At 65.7% G+C, this 20,817-nt stretch carries 16 protein-coding genes; 13 read left to right on the forward strand and 3 right to left on the reverse strand.

Translation table 11 applies throughout. The features are described from left to right. Positions 1-9 precede the first annotated feature (9 nt). Together AAA989_RS12995 and AAA989_RS13000 are read left to right on the forward strand one after the other, a co-directional pair. A complete protein-coding gene (locus AAA989_RS12995) occupies positions 10-672 on the forward strand; it encodes an OB-fold-containig protein (protein ID WP_338244228.1) in 663 nt (220 codons plus the stop codon). 26 nt (positions 673-698) lie between these two features. Continuing rightward, positions 699-2,438 carry a flotillin family protein gene (locus tag AAA989_RS13000; protein WP_338244230.1) on the forward strand — a complete coding sequence of 580 codons (1,740 nt, stop codon included), beginning with the start codon at positions 699-701 and terminating at the stop codon, positions 2,436-2,438. A gap of 95 nt (positions 2,439-2,533) precedes the next feature. Here the strand turns inward: AAA989_RS13000 and greB are convergent, their stop codons facing one another. Genes greB through AAA989_RS13015 form a run of 3 tightly spaced genes read right to left on the reverse strand, consistent with a single transcriptional unit; the run spans position 2,534 to position 5,894 of the window. Continuing rightward, a complete protein-coding gene (greB, locus tag AAA989_RS13005; protein WP_338244232.1) occupies positions 2,534-3,022 on the reverse strand; it encodes a transcription elongation factor GreB in 489 nt (162 codons plus the stop codon). Further along, on the reverse strand, positions 3,019-3,891 hold the full coding sequence (locus AAA989_RS13010; protein WP_338244234.1) for a hypothetical protein: 873 nt from the start codon (positions 3,889-3,891) through the stop codon (positions 3,019-3,021). Before AAA989_RS13010 ends, greB begins: the two co-directional genes overlap by 4 nt. A gap of 50 nt (positions 3,892-3,941) precedes the next feature. Continuing rightward, a complete protein-coding gene (locus AAA989_RS13015) occupies positions 3,942-5,894 on the reverse strand; it encodes a lytic transglycosylase domain-containing protein (protein ID WP_338244236.1) in 1,953 nt (650 codons plus the stop codon). A 133-nt stretch (positions 5,895-6,027) separates the two neighbouring features. On the opposite strand from AAA989_RS13015, the gene dapA reads away from it, so the two are divergent. The 11 genes from dapA (at position 6,028) to alaS (ending at position 20,817) form a co-directional block, all read left to right on the forward strand. Next, a complete protein-coding gene (gene dapA, locus AAA989_RS13020; RefSeq protein WP_338244239.1) occupies positions 6,028-6,912 on the forward strand; it encodes a 4-hydroxy-tetrahydrodipicolinate synthase in 885 nt (294 codons plus the stop codon). Continuing rightward, a complete protein-coding gene (locus AAA989_RS13025) occupies positions 6,909-8,210 on the forward strand; it encodes a hypothetical protein (protein WP_338244241.1) in 1,302 nt (433 codons plus the stop codon). Before dapA ends, AAA989_RS13025 begins: the two co-directional genes overlap by 4 nt. Before the next feature lie 114 nt (positions 8,211-8,324). Beyond that, on the forward strand, positions 8,325-8,786 hold the full coding sequence (locus tag AAA989_RS13030) for a hypothetical protein (protein WP_338244243.1): 462 nt from the start codon (positions 8,325-8,327) through the stop codon (positions 8,784-8,786). A gap of 61 nt (positions 8,787-8,847) precedes the next feature. Beyond that, positions 8,848-9,330 (forward strand): SsrA-binding protein SmpB, encoded by a 483-nt coding sequence (smpB, locus tag AAA989_RS13035; protein WP_338244245.1) that lies wholly within the window; start codon positions 8,848-8,850, stop codon positions 9,328-9,330. Positions 9,331-9,508: 178 nt separating this feature from the next. Further along, positions 9,509-10,030, forward strand: coding sequence for a DUF2062 domain-containing protein (locus tag AAA989_RS13040; RefSeq protein ID WP_338244247.1), 522 nt, complete (start codon positions 9,509-9,511; stop codon positions 10,028-10,030). Between the two features lie 67 nt (positions 10,031-10,097). Continuing rightward, complete coding sequence (locus tag AAA989_RS13045) at positions 10,098-12,563, forward strand: response regulator (RefSeq protein WP_338244249.1); 2,466 nt, start codon at positions 10,098-10,100, stop codon at positions 12,561-12,563. Positions 12,564-12,665: 102 nt separating this feature from the next. After that, positions 12,666-14,165, forward strand: coding sequence for a DUF4139 domain-containing protein (locus tag AAA989_RS13050; RefSeq protein WP_338244251.1), 1,500 nt, complete (start codon positions 12,666-12,668; stop codon positions 14,163-14,165). 11 nt (positions 14,166-14,176) lie between these two features. Further along, positions 14,177-15,841 carry a DUF4139 domain-containing protein gene (locus AAA989_RS13055; RefSeq protein ID WP_338244253.1) on the forward strand — a complete coding sequence of 555 codons (1,665 nt, stop codon included), beginning with the start codon at positions 14,177-14,179 and terminating at the stop codon, positions 15,839-15,841. Between the two features lie 155 nt (positions 15,842-15,996). Continuing rightward, the gene (gene recA / locus AAA989_RS13060; protein WP_338244255.1) at positions 15,997-17,064 is read left to right on the forward strand and encodes a recombinase RecA; all 1,068 of its coding nucleotides are present in this window, start codon (positions 15,997-15,999) and stop codon (positions 17,062-17,064) included. 208 nt (positions 17,065-17,272) lie between these two features. Further along, positions 17,273-18,100, forward strand: coding sequence for a class I SAM-dependent methyltransferase (locus tag AAA989_RS13065; RefSeq protein WP_338244257.1), 828 nt, complete (start codon positions 17,273-17,275; stop codon positions 18,098-18,100). 50 nt (positions 18,101-18,150) lie between these two features. Next, on the forward strand, positions 18,151-20,817 hold the full coding sequence (alaS, locus tag AAA989_RS13070; RefSeq protein ID WP_338244259.1) for an alanine--tRNA ligase: 2,667 nt from the start codon (positions 18,151-18,153) through the stop codon (positions 20,815-20,817).

Below are 20,817 nucleotides of genomic sequence, written 5' to 3' on the forward strand. Positions count from 1 at the left end.
CGCGTTACGATGAGCCTGCTTGCCGATTACAACTTGCCATTTGCCATCGCTTTCGGGCTGATGGTGCTTGCCCTGGTTCTGCAATTGATCGGCCTCGGCGATTTCGATTTCGGCGGCGACGCCGAACTCGAGATTGACCTCGATGCGGCCGATTTCGATGCCGACGCCGTGGAGGCGCCGTCCGCCGGAATTGGCGGCGCGCTGCTGACCTTGCTGGGCCTGGGCCGCGTGCCGCTGATGGTATGGCTGATGGTCTTCCTGCTGCTGTTCACCGTGATCGGCATGGGCATCCAGATGTTTGCCGCCGATCTTGCCGGATCGCCGCTCTATCCGTGGCTGGCCGCGCTGTTTTCGGGAGGGGCAAGCCTGCCCGCAACGGCGTTGATCACACGTCCGCTTGGCCGCCTGCTGCCGCAGGACGAAACCAGCGCCGTGGGGCTATCCAGCCTTGTCGGGCGGCGCGGAACCATCACCACCGGAAGGGCCGAGCGAGGCTCTCCGGCACGAACGAAGGTGCGCGACCGATACGGCCACGCGCATTACGTAATGCTCGAGCCACATGAGGATGCGAGCACCATTCACGAGGGGGACGAGGTATTGCTCGTGCGCCGCGAGGGGCAGGTCTTCTTCGGAGTGCCCCTGGCCGAGCGCAAGCTGGCGCCGATGTCCTGAGAACATAGAGAACGATAGGAGAAGAAATGGAAGGTTTACTGGATCTCGGCTTCGTCACCCTGCTGGGAGGGGCGATTGTCGTCTTCGTCATCATCATCTTCCTGCTGAAGATGTATCGCCGCGCATCGAAGGAAATTGCCTTCGTGCGAACCGGCGTGGGCGGCGAGAAGGTGGTGATGAACGGGGGCGCGCTGGTGTTCCCGATCTTCCATGAAACGATGCCCGTCAACATGAACACGCTGGTCCTCAGCGTGGTGCGCCGCGATGGCGAGGCGCTCATCACGCTCGACCGCCTGCGCATCGACGTGAAGGCGGAGTTCTACGTTCGCGTGAAGCCCGACAGCGAAGCCATCGCCATGGCCGCGCAGACGCTGGGCCAGCGCACGATGCAGCCGGAAATGCTGAAGGACCTTGTCGAGGGCAAGTTCGTCGACGCGCTGCGCTCCGTCGCGGCGGGCATGACCATGAACGAACTGCACGAACAGCGTGCCGACTTCGTGCAGAAGGTGCAGCAGGTCTCGTCCAACGACCTCGCCATGAACGGCCTGGAGCTTGAATCGGTCTCGCTGACCGGTCTCGACCAGACCAGCATCGAGCACTTCAACGCCAACAACGCCTTCGACGCGGAGGGTCTCACCAAGCTGACCGAGCAGATCGAGGCGCGCAAGAAGCTGCGCAACGACATCGAGCAGGACACTCGCGTGCAGATGGAGACGAAGAACCTCGAGGCGGCGCAGAAGAGCTTCGAGATCAGCCGCGACACCGAGTACGCGCGCCTGGAGCAGGAGCGTGAGGTCGAGGTGCGTCGCGCCGCGCAGATGTCCGAGATCGCCAGCCAGCAGGCAGAACGCCAGCGGGAGGCCGACGCCGCTCGGATCGAGGCGAAGAAGCTTGTCGACGCGCAGCAGATCGAGGCCGACAGGCTGGTGGAAGAGGCCCGCATCGACCAGGTGCGCGCGCTCGAAATCGCCCGCCAGGAACAGCAGATCGCGGTGCAGAACAAGTCCCGCGAGGAAAGCCAGGCCAAGGCGGAAGCCGACGCCGCGCGTGCCAAGGCGGTCGCCGCCGAGGAACAGGTGGCTACGGCCCGCGAGAGCGAGATCGCCGAGCGTCAGAAGAAGATCGAACTGATCGAGGCCGCCAAGCAGGCCGAGCGCGACGCGATCAAGATCCGCGTCGATGCCGAAGCCGACAAGGACGCGGCGACCAACCGCGCCGAAGCCGCACGCATGGCGGCCAAGGGTGAGGCCGACGCCACCAAGCTGCGTGCCGAAGCCGACCGCGTGAAGTTCGAGGTGGAAGCCGCCGGCCAGCGCGCCGTGAACGAAGCCGCGAACATCCTGTCGATGGAGCAGATCAGCCTGCAGACCAAGCTGGCCCTGCTGAAAGTGCTGCCGGAAGTCATCCGCGAAAGCGCGAAGCCCATGGAGGCGATCGACTCGATCAAGATCGTCCAGGTCGACGGCCTCACTCAGAGGTCCGGCGCGCCGGGAACGACGAACGGCTCGGGCGCCGGTGGTGGCAGCGGCAACCTGGCAAACGATGCCGTGGCCGCCGCGCTCGCCTACCGGGCGCAGGCCCCGGTGCTCGACGGGTTGATGAAGGAGCTCGGACTCGACGGCAGTTCGCTCGGCAAGCTGGTCGAAGGCGCGGCCAACGGCCATGCCGACGTGATGCCTGAACTGTCCGACGAAGACGGCACCCCCTCGCTGTTCGATACCGGGAACGACGAGGGCGAGGACGATGAGGCGCAAGCCGCAGAATAGTCCGGGTTTGCCGGAGACAATCAGGGGCGCGCATGGCCTGGCCGTGCGCGCCCCTTTACTTTTCGGGCTGAGCTACGGCCCTGGGTGAAAAAAGATCACGCAGCGGGATAGGTGATCGCCATGACTTCCCATTCCTTCTCGCCGCCGGGCAGGCGAACGGTGCGAAGATCACCCACCTGCGCCCCGCGAAGTGCCCGCGCGATGGGGCTGGACCAGCCGATGCGGCCTTCGCTCGCGTCCTGCTCCTTGTCACCGACGATGGTCACGGTGCGCTCCTCGTCATCCTCGTCGGCGATGATCACGGTCGCGCCGAAGAATACGCGGGTGCGGTCTGGCTGCTGCGACGGGTCGACCACCTTCGCGTGCTTCATCACCTTGGCGAGGAACGCCAGTTCACGGTCGATCTCGCGCATGCGCTTGCGGCCGTAGATGTAGTCGCCGTTCTCCGACCGGTCGCCGTTGCCGGCGGCCCAGTTGACGATTTCCACGATTTCCGGCCGTTCAGTGCCCAGCAGGTGGTCGTAGCGTGCTTTCAAGGCGGAGAGGCCCGCGGGCGTGATCGGATTGGTCCTGTCGGTGCTCATCGCTCGCTCCCCCGCCGTTGCAGGCGCGCATTCTGGCGGCGCAACGATGGCAGCATCGTCCACGGCAGCAGCCACGTATTGTCGCGCATCCAGCCGTTGTCGTAACGGATTTCGCGCAGCTTCTCCGGCTCGAACCGCATGCGGTTGCCGAATATGGAATGGTTGTCGGCGCGCGCCGCACCGTCGCCGTAGCTTGCGATTTCGGTGCCGAGAAAGCTCTCGATCTCTCGCCTGACGGCATCGGTATCGAAGCAGAGCCGCTCGTAACTCACCGGCAGCGAGGGGAGGGCGGTTTCGGCCACGATCCTTTCTACCGCGCTGTTGGCCGATTGCCAGCGCCGGGCATCCACCAGGGGCATGCGCGCGACGAACTTTGCCGTGCCTTTCACGAATCCGTCTCGCCTGCGATTGGCGCTCCAGGTCGCAACGCCGTTGCGGACGTAGGACTTCTGCTGCGAAACCAGCCAGCTGCGCACGTCGCGCGCCAGGTGAAGCACGCGGATGTCGAAGGCTTCGCTGGCGACTGCTGCGCCAAGGCCCTCGGCCGTCTTGGAACTGTCGAGCATCACTGCATCGTCGCCGAAGTGCTGCCGGAAGCCATCGCCTATTGCGCGGTAGCGCACGGCCTCGTCGTCACGCGGAATGTCGCGCAGGGCGGCGATGACCGGCGACCAGTACGGACACTGCGCCACAGGCTCTCCACACGAGCACCTGTGGCCGTCGAGGTTGTCGATGATGGGGTTGCGCCAGTCGACCAGCTGGAAGACCTCGCCAAGCCCGACATGAGCGGGCGCACCGCTGACGAACATTTCCAGCAGCGTGGAGCCGCTGTGTCCTGCCCCGGCGATATAGACGAGCCTTTGCCTCATGACCCGGCGTTAGGGCCTTGCGGGGCTGAGCCGCAAGGCCGCCTGCGCGTCTAGCGAAGGAAATCCCCCACGTGGCGCGGGCGCACCGCACTGGCGCGGTCGGGATAGAGATGCTCGTAGACCGCAGCGTTCTCGATCACGCGCTGGACGTAGTTCTTCGTCTCGAAATATCCGATTTCCTCGATCCAGCGCAGCCAGTCCACCTGACCGGTTCGCGGATCGCCGTTCTCGCGCAGCCAGCGGTTCACGTTCCCCGGTCCGGCGTTGTAGGCGGCGATGGCCAGCGGATAGCTGCCATCGTAGTAGGAAATCAGCCGTTCGATGTGGTTCGAACCCAGCTGCATCGCGTAGTCGGGGTCGTCGATCAGACGGCTGGCGGAAAATTCCACACGTGCCCGGCGCGCTTCCTCGCGCGCGGTTGCGGGCATGAACTGCATCAGGCCGCGCGCGCCGGCGTGGCTGATCGCGTTTTCGGCAAACTGGCTCTCCTGCCGCGCGATGGCGTGGATCATCGTCCAGTTGGTGCCTGCCGGCGTATCCAGCGTGGGATAGCCGATGCGGGTGAAGCCCTCGTGCCCGTCGGCCATGGCGGCGTCCGCCAGGTTCACGGCCAGGTCGCGGCGCCCGATTTCGCGCGCAAGGTCTGCGACCAGCACGTGCTCGCCAACGGTTTCGGCCTGGTCGGCGATGGAGCGGTAGAACCGGATGCCGGTGCTCCACGGTGCATCGCGGGCCACTTCGGCCACCGCGCGCGTGATGGGCGCGGCGAGGAATTCCTGACGTTCGGCCAGGGTCGGCTCGCCATCGGGATCCGCATCGAAAGAGGGAACGTCGCGGCCCAGGCGGTCGAGAGCCAGCAAGCCATAGAACTTGTCGGCATACTGGGCGGCCAATTCGTAGTGCCGCTCCGCCTCGGCAACGTTGCCGGCCTGGCGATAGGCCTCGGCTGCCCAGAAGAATCCCTTGGAGCGGGTCTGCGGCGTGCGTGCCGCTGCGCCGTACTGGTAGAACAGCGGTGCGGCGCTGGCGCCGTCGCCCAGCTGCCACAGGGCATTGGTGCCACCCAGCCACATCAGCGAGGTGTAGTCGTCGCGCAGGCGATATTCGCCGCCGGAGATGTCATAGCCCGGCTCGAACGCCTCGATCGCGCGCTCCGCCACTTTGACGGAATCGCGTGTGTTGGCGACACGGGCGACTTCCAGCAGTTCGGTGATCCAGGCGGTCTGGTCGAAGGGGATGGAGGCAAGCTCCGGCCCGTCGACGATATTGCGCACGGCCTGCGAGGCGCGGCCTTCCTGGCGCAGCTCGCGGCTGCGGTTGTAGAGATAGCCGGGATCGGCCATTGCGCCGGCAGCATCGGTCGCCCCGTCGCCGCCCTGCAGGATGGCAAGGCGTGCGGCGAATATGCGGCGCTTGTTCGGCGATACGCGGTCCAGCTGCCGGGCCGCGCCTTCGGCGTCACGCTGCCACAGCAGCGCATTCATCCGTGCGTCGTGATCGGCCTGGGTCAGGTCGCTGCCGTACATCGAGAAGAGCGCGGCCTCTGCCGTGGGGCTCATCTCGCCGCCGCGCCAGGCATCCAGCGCCCAGCGCTCGGAAGCGGCGCGATCCTGGCCCATCAGCGCCAGGGCATAGTGCGCCTTGGCGTAGTTGGTGACGGGTTCCTGGTTCTCGAAGAAGCGCAGGACCTGGCCGGGTTCGACGAACTCCTCGCGCAGGCGCTGTTCGGCGCGGGCGCGCAGCGTCGTCTCGTCGGGGAAACCGGGATTGGCGAGCAGGAAGCTGGCGTATTCGTTGAAAGGCCGCTGGGCCTGCCGGTCTTCCCACAGGCGCTCCCAGCGGGCGATCTCGGCCGCCATCGGCCCGGGCTGCTGGGCGACGAGCTGGGCGCGGTTGCGGTCCCATTCGCTCGCATCCTGCGCCAGCGCGCCGGTGGAGGTGAGGGCAGGAGCGGCGAGGGCCGCGACGAGGGCTATAAAGGGCAATCGAACCATGCTGGACATTATATGGGGCGCATCCTTATCAGGCGCTGAATACATAATCCCTCCGAACGGGTAAGGCTATCGGGAAACCATGCGGTTTTCTCGCGGATTTCCCTCGGTTTATCGTGTCACACCAACGCATGAGAGGCGAAAAATGTTCTCAGGATCGATACCGGCGCTGGCAACGCCCTTTGCAGGCGAGCATTTCGACGAGCAGGCCTATCGCCGATTCATCGACTGGCAGATCGAAAGCGGATCGACCGGACTGGTGCCATGCGGCACGACCGGCGAAAGCGCCACGCTGGACAACGACGAGCATCACAAGGTCATCGCGGTCTGCGCAGACGTGGCGAAGGGCCGCGTGCCGGTGATCGCCGGTGCAGGGTCGAACGATACGCAAACCGCGCTGTGGCATATCAGGGAAGCCCAGGCGGCAGGCGCAGACGCGCTGCTGCTGGTGGCGCCCTATTACAACCGTCCCAGCCAGGAAGGGCTGCTGGCCCACTTCAGCTACCTGGCGGAGCGGGCCGAACTGCCCATCGTGCTCTACAACGTGCCCGGGCGTACGGTGACCGACATCGCGCCCGAAACGGTGATCGAACTGCACCGGCGCTTTCCCGAGAAGATCGTGGCGATCAAGGACGCGAGCGGCGACCTTTCCCGCGTGGTCACTCACCGCATGGGTGCAGGGCCGGATTTCTGCCAGCTGTCGGGCGACGATCCGCTGGTGCTGGCAGGCTACGCGCTGGGGCAGGTTGGCTGCATCTCGGTGACCGCCAACGTCGCGCCAAAGCTGTGCGCCGACTTCCACGCCGCTGCCGCCAGGGGCGATTTCGCCACCGCGCGCGAACTGAACGAGCGGCTGTATCCGCTGCACCGGGCGATGTTCGCCGACGCCTCGCCCGCACCGGCCAAGTATGCGCTGAGCAAGCTGTTCGACTGGTTCGCGCCCGACACCCGCCTCCCCATCGCGCCGTGCTCCGTAGCGGCGAAGAAGGCTGTGGACGAGGCGATGGAGCTGGCCGGAGTGTCCGCGTGAACCGCCTCTTCCTCGCCGCTGCCAGCGCGCTCGCGCTCAGCTCCTGTTCCACCGTGCCCGGCATCCAGCCGCCTGCGCTCGACGTGCTGGCGCGCGACTACCTCGCCCTGCAACTGGCCATCGGGGAGAAAGACCCCGGCTATGTCGATGCCTACTACGGACCGCCCGAACTGGCCGAGCGGGCAGCGGCGCGCGACGGGCAGACGACGCTTGCCGAATTGCAGGCGCGCGTCACGGCGCTGGATGCCACGCTGCGGCTGGTCGAAACCGAACCCGGCACCGTGGAGGCCGAGAGGGTGCGTTACCTGCGCGCCATGCTCAACTCGGCCAAGGTGCGGCTGAGGATGCTGCGCGGCGAGAAGATCCCCTTCCAGGACGAAGCCGAAGGTCTGTTCGGCGTGCGCCCCGAACTGATCGACCTTTCCCCGCTCGATCCCGTGCTGGCGCGGATCGAGGAACTCGTGCCGGGCGATCCGGCGGACGGTCCGCTGAACGAGCGCCTCAATGCCTACCAGGATCGTTTCGTCATTCCCAACGATCGCCTCCGCGCGGTGATCGATGCCGCGGTGGACGAATGCCGCCGCCGAACCATTCCGCATATCGCGTTGCCCGAAGGGGAAAGCTTCGACCTTTCCCTGGTCACCGACAAGCCGTGGGGCGGGTACAACTACTACCAGGGCGACTACCATTCGGTGATCGAGGTGAACACCGACCTTCCCACGCGGCTGGACCGCGCGGTGGATGTCGGCTGTCACGAAGCCTATCCGGGACACCACGTCTATTCGACCTTGATCGAGCGCGACCGGGTGAACGCACTGGGCCAGATCGAATTCACCCTGCTGCCGCTCTATTCCCCCCTTGCGATCATTGCCGAAGGAAGCGCCGAATACGGTGTGAAACTGGCCTTTCCGGGCGACAGCCAGATGGAATACGAGCGTGACGTGCTCGCCCCGCTGGCGGGGATCGATGCCAGCGATATCGAGCAGTATTACGAACTGCGCGAAGCCTTGGACGACCTCTCTGGCGCGTACTACACGATTGCGGCCGGCTATCTCGACGGCACCATGACCCGCGAGGAGACGATCGAGGCTTCCATGCGCTACCGTCTTCTGAGCCGTGAGCGTGCCGAGCAGAGCCTTCGCTTCATGGATACCTATCGCAGCTACGTGATAAATTACGGCCTGGGACAGGAAATCGTCGGTGCGGCGGTAGAGGCGGGCGATGCGGACATGGCCACGCGCTGGCAGCGATTCAGCGATATTCTAGGCAACCCGCCGCTGCCACGGGACTTGCGCTAACATATGAAGGACGACTTCCCTTTGTAATCAGGGAACTAGGTCCCGCCTGATGCGTCGTTCACCTGAGGAGCGATGCGAGGGATGTTGCACGAACCAAGTCTTCTGGACCCTGGAATGCATGACCCGGCCATGCTCGCCCAGGAGGTTATGGAGCGGGCCTACAACCTGGACATGAAGGTGGCCTGCGCGGAATGCTTCCTCGGCGGCTCGATTGCCGGCAAGCTCGCCTCGGTCGAACGCCGCCGCAGCCAGTTCGCGGGCGCCTTTATCCTGAATTGCGAGGAGGCGATCGCAAGGATCGTCGGCGATGGACCGAAGAGCCCGCTCGATGCGTCCCAGCTGGCCCTGCCGATCGCCCGTCATGCCTTGCGCGAAACCGGCGCGGCGATTGCACTATGCGTGGTCGGGCCGACCGGCGCGCTGCGCTTTGGCTCCACGTTCCTTGCGGTCGCCAACGATTGCGGCAGGCACTGGGAAGACGCGATTACCAACGGCCTGCCGGAACGCGAGATCATCGCGTGCAGCCTGAAGTTTCTCGGCACCTGTCTCGAGCGGAGCGACAAGGCGCATTTCTGAAGCGCGTGCGCGCTGTGGCCCTTTGCAATCCCGGTCATCACGGCCTACATGCCGCCACCTTATGGCTCGCCCCAAACCCGCCACGTTCGACAAGCAGAAGGTCGTCGCCGAGAATCGCAAGGCGCGGTTCAACTATCATATCGAGGAAACCTTCGAGGCGGGCCTCGCGCTCCAGGGTACCGAGGTGAAGGCGCTGCGCGGCGGGGAGGGCTCCATCGCGGAAAGCTATGCCGAGGTGAAGGACGGGCAGGTCTGGCTGATCAATGCCAACATTCCCGAATTCAGCCACGGCAACCGCAACAATCACGAGCCCAAGCGCCCGCGCAAGCTGCTGCTCCACCAGCGTGAGATCAACCGCCTGTTCGGTGCCGTGGAGCGCAAGGGCATGACGCTGGTGCCGCTTTCGGTCTACTTCAACGGCCGGGGTCGGGCCAAAGTGGAACTGGCGCTGGCCAAGGGCAAGCAGGCGCACGACAAGCGCCAGACGATCAAGGATCGCGACTGGAAACGCGACAAGGCCAGGCTGCTGCGGGAGCGATCCTGACACGCGCGGCGTGCCCGCTCGATCGCACGGACCGGGCCATCCAGAATATTTCATTTTGCCGTTAAGCGATGGTTGTCTTCGCTTCGGCTAAAACCATCTATGAAAGGCGACGCAAAGGAGTATTCCGCATTCCATGATGGAGAAAGCGAAACGGTGGCTCGCGGCACAGATGCCGAGAATGCCGAAGCGCGACGAGATGGCGCAGAATCGCTGGCTCGCGCCGGTCGCCGGTACCATCATGCGATCCGAACTCTGGCGATTCAACCGCCGCAGCGTGCCGCGGGGCATTGCACTGGGCGTGTTCGCCGCCTTCATCATTCCGCTGGGGCAGACCTTCATTGCCGTGCTGCTGGCCCTGCCGATGCGGGCCAACCTTCCGCTGGCAGCCGTCACCACGCTGATCACCAACCCCTTCACAGTCGCCTTCTGGGCCGTGGCAGCGCACCGGCTTGGCCAGTTCGTGCTCAAGATAGACGCGGCCACCACGGGTGCCGCCACCGAGCACGTGCAGAGCACCTGGTTCCAGGAATTTGCCCAGTGGGCCGAGATTGCCGGGGTCGCCGCCTTCGGGTTCGTGGTGCTTGCGGTGGTCGGCGCTGCCGTCGGCTACCTCGTCGCCAGTTTCTTCTGGCGATTCGTGGTCGCGCGCAGGTGGCTGCGCCGTCCGGCCAAGATCAAGACGCCGCAGCCGGCAGAGTGAAATGTTTCGGGCATTTGCCCGATTTGCCATCTAGGGCGCGTGTTCGCCCGATGCTAAAGCCCCGCCGATGAAGATCGTAAGAGCGCAGGAATCCCCTCGACTGATCGATGGAATTGCCGTGGCAGCCGCCGTGCTCGCCAGCATAGCGCTTGTGCAATTTGCCACCGATAGTTCCACCGCCACGCTCGCCTATGCCGGCGGGCTGGTGGTGCTGGGCCTGATCGCCTTTGCCGCAGGGCGCACGCGCGCCGGCTCGGAAAACCGGGTGGAGCCCGAACTGCCCGACTGGTCCGTAACCGTGGCGGCGATCGAGCGGGCCGATCAGGCCGTGGCCATCACCGACCGCGCCAACCGGCTCGTCTGCGCCAACGCGACCTTCGAACTGTGGTTCGGATCCAGCAATGCGCCGCCCCGCCTGCCGGTGGATGGCGCCAGCGCCGAAAAGCTTACGCGCCTGGCCCGTGCCGCCTGGCGCGACGGGCAGGGCGGCGAAGCGGTGACCATCGCCGACGAGGACAAGGCCTGGCAGGCCGACGCCGTGCGCGCAGGCGGCAGCGACGACTTTCTCGTCTGGCGGTTCACGCCCGTCGCGCGCAGCAATCCGCTGGCCGGGATCGGCAGCTACATCACCGGCGTGTTCGGCCGCGTGCTGGGCGCGGCGGGAATTGCGGTCGCGCTCGTATCTCCCGACGGCATGGTTCGCGCTGCCAATCCCGCCCTGGCACGGCGCGCGCTCGGGGACGAGAACGCCAGCATGTCGGGCCAGGAATTCGTCCGCCTGCTGCGGTCCGATGATCGCGAGCGGATCTTCTTCGCCCGCGAGGGCCAGAAGGGATCGCCGCAGACGCTGGTGCAGGTGCCGCTGGTCGACCCCGACCTCGCCGCCACGGAGCTGGTGCCCGGCAAGGCGGCGGCGGAAGCGCCGTCGATCATGCTGCTGCTCGACAGTGGTATCGGCCTTGGCGGCTGGGGCGGTGAGAGCAAGGGTCAGGCCGCGCAGCTGGAAAGCCTGCTGGAGCAGCTACCGCTGGGCCTCGCCACGACCAACCGCGACGGCAAGTTCCTGTTCGCCAACCCCGCCTTTCGCCGGGCCGCCGGCATTGGCGCGGACCTGCCGCCCTATCCGTCCGACCTGGTTGTGCCGCGCGACAAGACGGCCATGTCCGATGCCGTTCGTCGCCACGGCCAGGGGCCGGCCTCCAGCGGCGATATCGCCGTGCGGCTGCGCGGAGAGCCGGACGAACCCGTCAGCCTGGGCCTCGCCGGTGTGCGCGGGCTGGGGGAAGCGGCCGTGCTTCTCAGCCTGGCCGACACGACGGAGGAAGCGCGGCTGAAGCGACAGGTCGCGCAGGCCACCAAGATGCAGGCCGTGGGCCAGCTGGCGGGCGGCGTGGCGCACGACTTCAACAACGTGCTGACCGCCATCATCGGCTATTGCGACCTCATGCTGCTGCGGCACACGCCGGGCGACAGCGACTACGACGACATCCAGCAGATCAAGGCCAATTCGAACCGGGCCGCCAGCCTCACGCGCCAGTTGCTGGCCTTCAGCCGCCAGCAGACCCTTCAGCCCGAAGTGCTGCAGTTGCCCGACGTGCTGAGCGAGGTCAGCCAGCTGCTGAAGCGGCTGCTGGGCGCCAAGATCACCCTGAAGGTGCGGCACGACCGCAACCTCGGCCCCGTCCGCGCCGACCCGCGGCAGCTGGAACAGGTCATCATCAACCTCGCCGTCAACGCGCGCGACGCGATCCAGTCGCACGGCGGCGGGGAGGGCGCCTCGGGCACGCTGACTTTCGCCACCCGCCGGGTGGAGGCCAAGGATATCCGCCGCATGGGCAGCGAGATCATCCCCGCGGGCGCCTATACCGTGCTGCTGGCAGAGGACACCGGCGGCGGCATTCCGGCCAGCGTGCTGGGCAAGATCTTCGAACCGTTCTTCACCACCAAGGAACAGGGCAAGGGCACCGGCCTCGGCCTCTCCACCGTCTACGGCATCATCAAGCAGTCGGGCGGCTTCATCTTCGCGGGCAACGCCAAGGCGCCGGACGGCAGCGTGAAGGGCGCGCGCTTCACCATCTACCTGCCGGTGCACGAGGTGAGCGAAGGGGAACTGGCCCGCGCCGAGGTTGAGGAGAAGGGCCGCGAATGGTCGGGCGGCGGCTGCATCCTGCTGGTGGAGGACGAGGACATGGTCCGCGCCGTGGCCGAACGCGCGCTCGCGCGGCAGGGCTACACCATCGTCACCGCCAGCGACGGGGACGAGGGGCTGGAGATCGTGAAGAGCGGAAAGCACGAGTTCGACCTCGTGGTGTCCGACGTGGTGATGCCCAGCATGGACGGACCGGCCATGGCCCGCGAGATCCGCAAGATCCACGCCGACCTGCCGGTGCTTTTCATGTCCGGCTATGCCGAAAGCCAGCTACGCAGCGAGATCGATATCGAGGCGATGCATTTCATTCCCAAGCCGTTCAGCGTGAGGCAAATTGCTGACAAGGTTGGCGAAGTGCTGGCGAATCCACGCAAGGGCATTTAACCTGCCAGACAGGTTGGGGGACATTCATCACCGATACAGGTCGTGATACTTTATAACATTGGAACACCCGGTTCACCGCCGTTGGGGGGAGGGAAGCCTATCATGACTATTGCAAGAATTGCCGCGACGCTGCTGGCCACGGGAGCGCTGGCGCTGCCCGCCATGGCGCAGCAGACCGGCTTGCCGGATGCGGAAACCGCGCAGGGCGACGTTGCCGTCACGATCTATCAGAACGGCCAGTCCCTTGTGCAGGACGTGCGGCGGCTGGATATCCGGCGCGGCACCAGCCGTATCGAATTTCCCGACGTATCCGCGCAGATCCGCCCCGCCACGCTCAGCTTCAACGCGCCCGATACCGCCATCGTCGAACAGAACTTCGATTTCGACCTGCTCACGCCGTCGAAGCTGATGGAAAAGGCCATCGGCCGCACCGTCACCCTGATCCGCACCAACCCCGCCACCGGCACCGAGACGCGCGAGCGGGCCGAGGTGCTCTCGACCGCCGGCGGCGTCGTCGTGCGCATCGGCGACCGGATCGAGGTGCTGCGCGATGACGGCCTGCCGGTGCGCGTGGTATTCGACGAGGTGCCGCCCAACCTGCGCGCCCGGCCGACGCTGTCGGTCATGCTCGAATCCAGTCGCAGCGGCACGCGCGATGCCTCGATCCGCTATCTCACCCCCGGTCTTGGCTGGACCGCCGACTACGTCGCCCTGTTCGACGAGGCGCAAGGCACCGTGGACATGCAGGGCTGGGTGACGCTGACCAACAACACCGGCACCACGTTCCACCAGGCCGATACGCTGCTGGTGGCGGGCAACCCCAACATGGGCGGCTACAACGGCAGCTACACCGCGCCCCGCCGCGACCTCGTGCAGCCGGGCACGGAAACGGCCGATAGAGAGCGGCTGGGCGATTTCTACCTCTACCCCATCGAGGGGCGCACCACGATCGCTAACGCGCAGACGAAGCAGGTGAGTTTCCTCGACGTGCAGGCGGTGCCGGCGCGTCGGATCTATTCCGCCGAGGTCAGCTGGCTGACCAACCAGGAGGACCCGAGCCCCGTCGCCACGGCCATCAGCTTCAATTCCAGCCGCGATGGCGGACTGGGCGATGCGCTGCCCGCGGGCACGGTGCGCTTCTACCAGCGCGACGCGCAGGGCAATCCGCAATTCATCGGCGAGAACGGCATCGGCCATACGCCCATGGGCAGCACCCTGTCGCTGCGGACGGGCGATGCCTTCGACATCTTCACCCAAGCCGAACTGATCAGCCGCGAGCGGATCACCGCGGGGGAATACGAGAACAGCGCGCGCTACCGCGTCTATGAGGATGGCGAACTGGCACGCACCATCGAGGTTGATCGCGCGGTGACCTATTACCGCACGACCATGCGCTACACCCTCACTAACGCAAAGCCGGAGCCGGTAGTGGTGGAACTCACCCAGCGCGGTCTCAACCGGGGCTGGAACGCGCTCGATTACCGCATCGTGGACGAGACCATTCCCGGCGAGCAGGAAACCTACGACCGCCGGCTCTACCGCGTGACGGTGCCCGCCAACGGAGAGCGGGTGGTGACCGTAACCTATGAGACGCGGTTCTGAGGGGAAGGGCGGTGGCCGTTCCCTTCCGTCGTCATCGCGAACGGAGCGAGGCGCGTCGTCTCTGCCTCCTGGCGATGACGTTGCTGGGCGGTCTGCTCGGTTCGTCGCTGCCCGCTGCCGCGCAGGACCGCGCCGTGGTGGAGGCATCGGAGCCAGAGAGCCTCGCCGTCACCGTCTACCGCGATCCCAATCGTCGCTTCGGCGGGGCGATGAACGCCAACTGGCCACGCGGCTTCGCGATGATCTCGGAAACCCGCACCGTCACCCTGCCGCCGGGAGAATCCCGCATACGGTTCGAGGGCGTGGCCGAAGGCATGGTGGCCGTTTCGGCCATTGTCACCGGCCTGCCCGGCGGAACGATCGAGAAAAACCGCAACGCCGACCTGCTCGGCCCGGCGGCGCTGGTGGACGGCACGCTGGGCAACCGCGTCACCATCACCCGGACCAATCCCGCGACGGGAGATGCGGAGAGCGAGCAGGCCGTCGTGCGCACACGTGCCGATGGCGGCCTGGTACTGCAGACGCAGGACGGATACGAGGCGGTGCGATGTTCCGGCCTGCCGGAAAGGCTGACCTTCGACGAAGTACCCGACGGACTGTCCGCCAGGCCGATCTTCTCCATCGATACCCGCGACGAAAGCGGCGGCACGTACACCGTCACCCTGTCCTATCTCGCCTGGGGCTTCGACTGGGAAGCCAGCTATGTCGCCACCATGCACGAAGGGCGCGACAGCGACGACGTTCGCTTCGATCTCACCAGCTGGCTGACGATCCTGAACGATAACGGCCAGAGCTTTGCCGATGCCGAACTGATGGCCGTTGCGGGCACGCTCAACATCGTCAGCGACCTGGAACAGCTGGCCTCGCCTCCGCGAGCCAGGCCGTTGCGGATCACCTGCTACCCCATCGGCAGCACGGCCGCCGGGTCGCCGATACCCGTCTATGACGATTACGAAATGGACATGATGGCCGATCAGGCGATCGTGGTGACCGGATCGAGGGTAGCCCGCGAATCGATGGCCATGGCACCTCCGCCTCCCCCGCCGCCGCCTCCGGCCCCTGTCGTTGCTGGGGAAGAGGATCTGGGCGACCTCAAGCTCTACCGCGTGCCCGTGCCGGTGGACGTGAACGCGCAGGGGCTGAAGCAGGTGGCCTTCCTGCGCGAGGAGGGTGTCGAAGGCGAGCTCGTCTACGAAGGTTCCTGCCTGCCGCACATGTGGGGGGACACCCGGACGGTGCCCGCTGGCATGGTGCTGGAAACGGTGAACGATGCCGATCACGGACTGGGAGTCGCCCTGCCGACCGGCTCGGTGACCGTGTTCGAAAGAGGGCCGGGCGGCGAGCTGCTGGTGGCCGAGGAATCGCTGCGCGATTACGCATCGGGACAGGACGTCGAACTCCAGATCGGCTCCAGCGCACAGGTCTTCGTCGGCTGCAACGCGCCTGGCGGACAGGATCCGCGCGAAAGAGGCAAGGCCTGGACCCGGATGCAGGCGGAGCTTTCCAACGCCAATCCATTCCCCGTCTCCGTCCGCCTGGAACTCGGCGCGCCGTCGCAATGGCGCTTTCGCGGCGTGCGCGAACAGGTGCGCGACGGGCAGAGGTTCGTGATGGTGGTCGTGCCCCCAAATGGCGTGCGGCGGCTGGAATGGGACGTCGCGCCGGTCATTTCCTGAGTATCGGGAGGCCGCCGCAAGCGCCCGAATTCGCAGGCGCGGAGACATTTCCAACAAAAATTTCGTTCCACTCTTGTTCTTGCGGAACAAAGTGCGTACACCTGCTGCTGTTGAAGAGTTGAACACGACCCTAGAAAGCTGACGGAGGCCATGTCATGGCAGGTGCGAATTTGAAGCTTGTTGAAAAGGAATCCAAGGTGGACCGTCAGAAGGCGCTCGACGCCGCATTGTCTCAGATCGATCGTGCCTTCGGCAAGGGATCGGCGATGAAGCTGGGCCAGAAGGAAGCCATGCAGGTGGAATCGATTTCCACCGGCTCGCTCGGGCTCGACATCGCGCTGGGCGTGGGCGGCCTGCCCAAGGGCCGCGTGATCGAGGTCTACGGTCCGGAAAGCTCGGGCAAGACCACGCTTGCGCTCCACGCCATTGCAGAGGCGCAGAAGGCGGGCGGCACCGCAGCCTTCGTCGATGCCGAACACGCACTCGATCCGGTCTATGCCAAGAAGCTGGGCGTGGATATCGACGAGCTGATCGTCTCGCAGCCCGATACGGGCGAGCAGGCGCTGGAAATCACCGATACGCTGGTGCGCTCCAATGCCATCGATATTCTGGTGGTCGACTCGGTCGCCGCGCTGGTGCCGCGTGCCGAGATCGAGGGCGAGATGGGCGACAGCCACGTCGGCCTTCAGGCCCGCCTGATGAGCCAGTCGCTGCGCAAGCTGACCGGCTCCATCAACCGCTCCAAGTGCATGGTGATCTTCATCAACCAGCTGCGCATGAAGATCGGCGTGATGTACGGCAACCCCGAGACCACGACCGGCGGCAACGCGCTCAAGTTCTACGCCTCGGTTCGTCTCGACATCCGTCGCACCGGCCAGATCAAGGACCGGGACGAGGTCGTGGGCAACACCACGCGCGTGAAGGTGGTGAAGAACAAGGTCGCCCCGCCGTTCAAGCAGGTCGAGTTCGACATCATGTATGGCGAGGGCATTTCCAAGATCGGCGAGATCCTCGATCTCGGCGTGAAGGCCGGCATCGTCGAGAAGAGCGGTTCCTGGTTCAGCTACGACAGCGTGCGGATCGGCCAGGGGCGCGAGAACGCCAAGACCTTCCTCAAGGAAAACCCCGAAGTTTGCGACAAGTTGGAGGCTGCAATTCGCGGCAAAACCGACGAAGTCGCCGAGGAGATGATGACGGGCCCGGACGCGGAACCCGAAGACTGATCCCTCAAGAAGGCCGCGGAGCAATTTCTCTGCAGGACCGTGTTCCAGGTGTTCCACATTAGCAGGAACGCCATCGGTCCCCAAAGCCTTGCGAAACCGGAGCCGGCGCCAGATGGCCCTCAGCCATCACCGCCGGCTTCTTCGCGTCCGGCAGCTTGTCTCGCGCCTTCCTGCTGGATAGTGATGCTGCATCAGGGGAAGGGTCACGATGGTCGACAAGAGCGAATGGCAGGGCAGCAGCGGCGAAACATGGGCCGCGCAGTGGCAGCGCACGGATCGAAGCTTCACGCACCTGACCGAGCGCCTCCTTCAGCGAACGCGCGAATTCGACTTCTCCCGCGTGCTCGACATCGGCTGCGGCGCAGGCGAACTCTCGCTCGCCATCGGTCGCGGTCGCCCGCAGGTGGCGGTCATCGGCGTCGATGTTTCGCCGCCCCTCATCGCTGCGGCGCGCGAGCGCAACGCCAACCTTGGCAACGTGGAGTTCGAACTGGCCGATGCCGCCGAGTGGCAGTGCCGGGAACATAGGGCACCCGACATGCTCGTCTCGCGCCATGGCGTGATGTTCTTCGCCGATCCCCCTGCCGCCTTCGCCAATCTCGCAAGCCAAGCGAGCTCCGGTGCATCGCTATTGTTCTCCTGCTTCCGGGAGGTTTCGGAGAATCCCTTCTTTACCGAGGTCATGCGCCTCCTGCCCGCGGCCCCGCAGCCCGCGGAGCCGGGTGCCCCCGGCCCATTCGCGCTCGCTGACCCGGAACACGTCCGAACGATCCTGCGCGCGGGCGGATGGACCGACATCGGGTTCGAAAAGTACGACTTTCCCATGATCGCGGGGGCGGGAGAGGATCCGGTGGAAGACGCCGTCACCTACTTCTCCCTGATCGGCCCTGCCGCGCGTGCAGCCTCGGAGATGGACCCCGACGCGCGGACAAGATTTTTCGCCCGGGTTCGCTCGCTTTGTGAACGCAACTGCCGGGACGGGATCGTGTCGATGCCCGCTGCCGCCTGGATCGTTTCGGCAAAGAGGCGCGATTAGTCGCCTTTCGCGGCTTGCCGGGGCGCTGTTCTCACCCTAATTCGCCAAGCATGACCTCGACCAACGACATCCGTCGCACCTTCCTCGATTTCTTTGCCGAGCACGATCACAAGATCGTGCCCTCTGCGCCGCTGGTGCCCTACAACGATCCCTCGCTGATGTTCGTCAACGCGGGCATGGTTCCGTTCAAGAACATGTTCACTGGTGTGGAGACGCCGCCGGCGCCTCGCGCTACCAGCAGTCAGAAGTGCGTTCGCGCCGGCGGCAAGCACAATGACCTCGACAATGTCGGCTACACCGCGCGGCACCTGACGTTCTTCGAGATGCTCGGGAATTTCAGCTTCGGCGACTATTTCAAGGAACGCGCCATCGAGCTGGCGTGGACCATGGTCACCAAGGAACTGGGGCTGGCCGCCGACCGGCTGACCGTCACCGTCTATCACACCGACGACGAAGCTCATGACCTGTGGAAGCGGATCGCCGGCCTGCCCGACGATCGCATCATTCGCATCGCCACGAAAGACAACTTCTGGGCCATGGGCGCGGACGGGCCCTGCGGGCCGTGCTCGGAAATCTTCTGGGATCACGGGCCGGACGTGCCCGGCGGCCCTCCCGGTTCGCCCGAGGAGGACGGAGACCGCTTCGTCGAGATCTGGAACCTCGTCTTCATGCAGCACCTGCAGGAGGCTGACGAGATCACGGGCGACTTGCCGCGCCCCAGCATCGATACAGGCATGGGCCTGGAGCGCATTTCCACCGTGCTGCAGGGCGTTCACAACGTCTTCGATACGGACACATTCAAGACCATCATCGCCGCGAGCGAGGAACTGTCAGGCGCGCGGGCGGAGGGCGATGCGCTCGCCAGCCACCGCGTGATTGCCGATCACCTGCGCTCGACCAGCTTCCTGATCGCGGATGGCGTTCTGCCGTCGAACGAAGGGCGCGGCTATGTCCTGCGCCGCATCATGCGCCGCGCGATGCGCCATGCCCACTTGCTTGGCGCGGACAAGCCGCTGATGCATCGCCTGGTGCCGACGCTGATCGGCGAGATGGGACAGGCCTATCCCGACCTCGGCCGCGGTCAGGCGCTGATCACCGAAGTGCTCGAGCGCGAGGAAAGCCGCTTCCGTCAGACCCTTGAAAAGGGCCTGCGCCTGCTCGACGAGGAAACCGGATCGCTGGGCGAGGGCGATCGCCTGCCTGGAGAGACCGCCTTCAAGCTCTACGATACCTACGGTTTCCCCTACGATCTTACCGAAGATGCGCTGCGCTCCCGCGGCATCGGCGTAGACCGCGAAGGGTTCGACGCCGCCATGGCCCGGCAAAAGGCCGCGGCCCGCGCGGCGTGGAAAGGCTCCGGCGCCGCAGCCGACAGCGAACATTGGTTCGACATCGCCGAGCGCGAGGGTGCGACGGAGTTTACCGGCTATTCCTCCACCGAAGGCGAAGGACGCGTCGTCGCGCTGATCGTGGACGACAAGGAAGTGAAGCGCGCCGACAGCGGCCAGGACGTCATCGTGCTGACCAATCAGACGCCGTTCTACGGCGAGAGCGGCGGGCAGACCGGCGATGCGGGCACGATTACCGGCGACCATCGCCTGGAAATCGCCGTTTCGGATACCTCGAAGCCGCTTGGTCGCCTGCACGCGCATCACGGGACCATCAAGGCCGGCACGGTTGCGGTGGGCGACACCGTGCATCTGGCGATCGACGCCGAACGGCGTGACAGGATCCGCGCCAACCACTCGGCCACCCACCTCGTGCACGCTGCCTTGCGCAATCACCTTGGCGATCACGTGACCCAGAAGGGCTCGCTGGTGTCGGAAGACCGGTTCCGGTTCGACTTCTCTCATCCCAAGCCCATGACCGCAGGCGAAATCGCTGCGGTCGAGGCCGAGGTGAATGCGGAAATCCGCGCAAACGACGAGGTCCGAACCCAGCTGATGAGCCCGGACGAGGCGATCGACGCGGGCGCGATGGCGCTGTTCGGCGAGAAATACGGCGAGGAAGTACGAGTCCTTTCCATCGGACGCCCGGACTGGAACGGGTCGGGCCGCAACTACTCCGTCGAGCTGTGCGGCGGCACGCACGTGCGCGCCACCGGCGACATCGGATTGTTCCGCATCATCTCGGAAAGCGCTGTGTCATCCGGCGTGCGTCGCATCGAAGCGCTGACGGGGGAGGCTGCCCGCAGATGGGTCGTCAGCCGCGAAGAAACCCTGAAGTCGGTCGCGGCGACATTGAAGACTGCCCCAGACGAAGTCGAAGCGCGCGTCGCGGCCCTCGTCGACGAACGCAAGGCACTGGAACGCGAGCTTGCCGAGGCAAGAAAGCAGATTGCGCTTGGTGGAGGTGGAGGATCCGCTCCTCAGGAGGCGGAGGACATCGCCGGCGTCAAGTTTACCGGCCAGGTGCTGCAGGGCATGAACCCCAAGGAGCTGCGCGGCCTGCTCGACGAGGCGAAGTCTCGCATGGGTTCCGGCGTTGCCGCGATCTGCGCGGTCAATGATGGCAAGGCAGCATTTGCTGTGGGCGTTACCGACGACCTGACGGACCGCATCGACGCGGTCAGTCTAGTGCGTGTCGGCGTTGAAGCTCTGGGAGGCAAGGGCGGAGGCGGTCGCTCGGACATGGCGCAGGGCGGTGGGCCCGACGGCGACAAGGCCGATGCCGCCCTGGCCGCCGTGCGCGAGGCACTGGCGACCGAGGCAGTCTGA

The organism is Aurantiacibacter hainanensis (genome assembly GCF_036321025.1).
Lineage (GTDB): Bacteria > Pseudomonadota > Alphaproteobacteria > Sphingomonadales > Sphingomonadaceae > Alteraurantiacibacter > Alteraurantiacibacter hainanensis.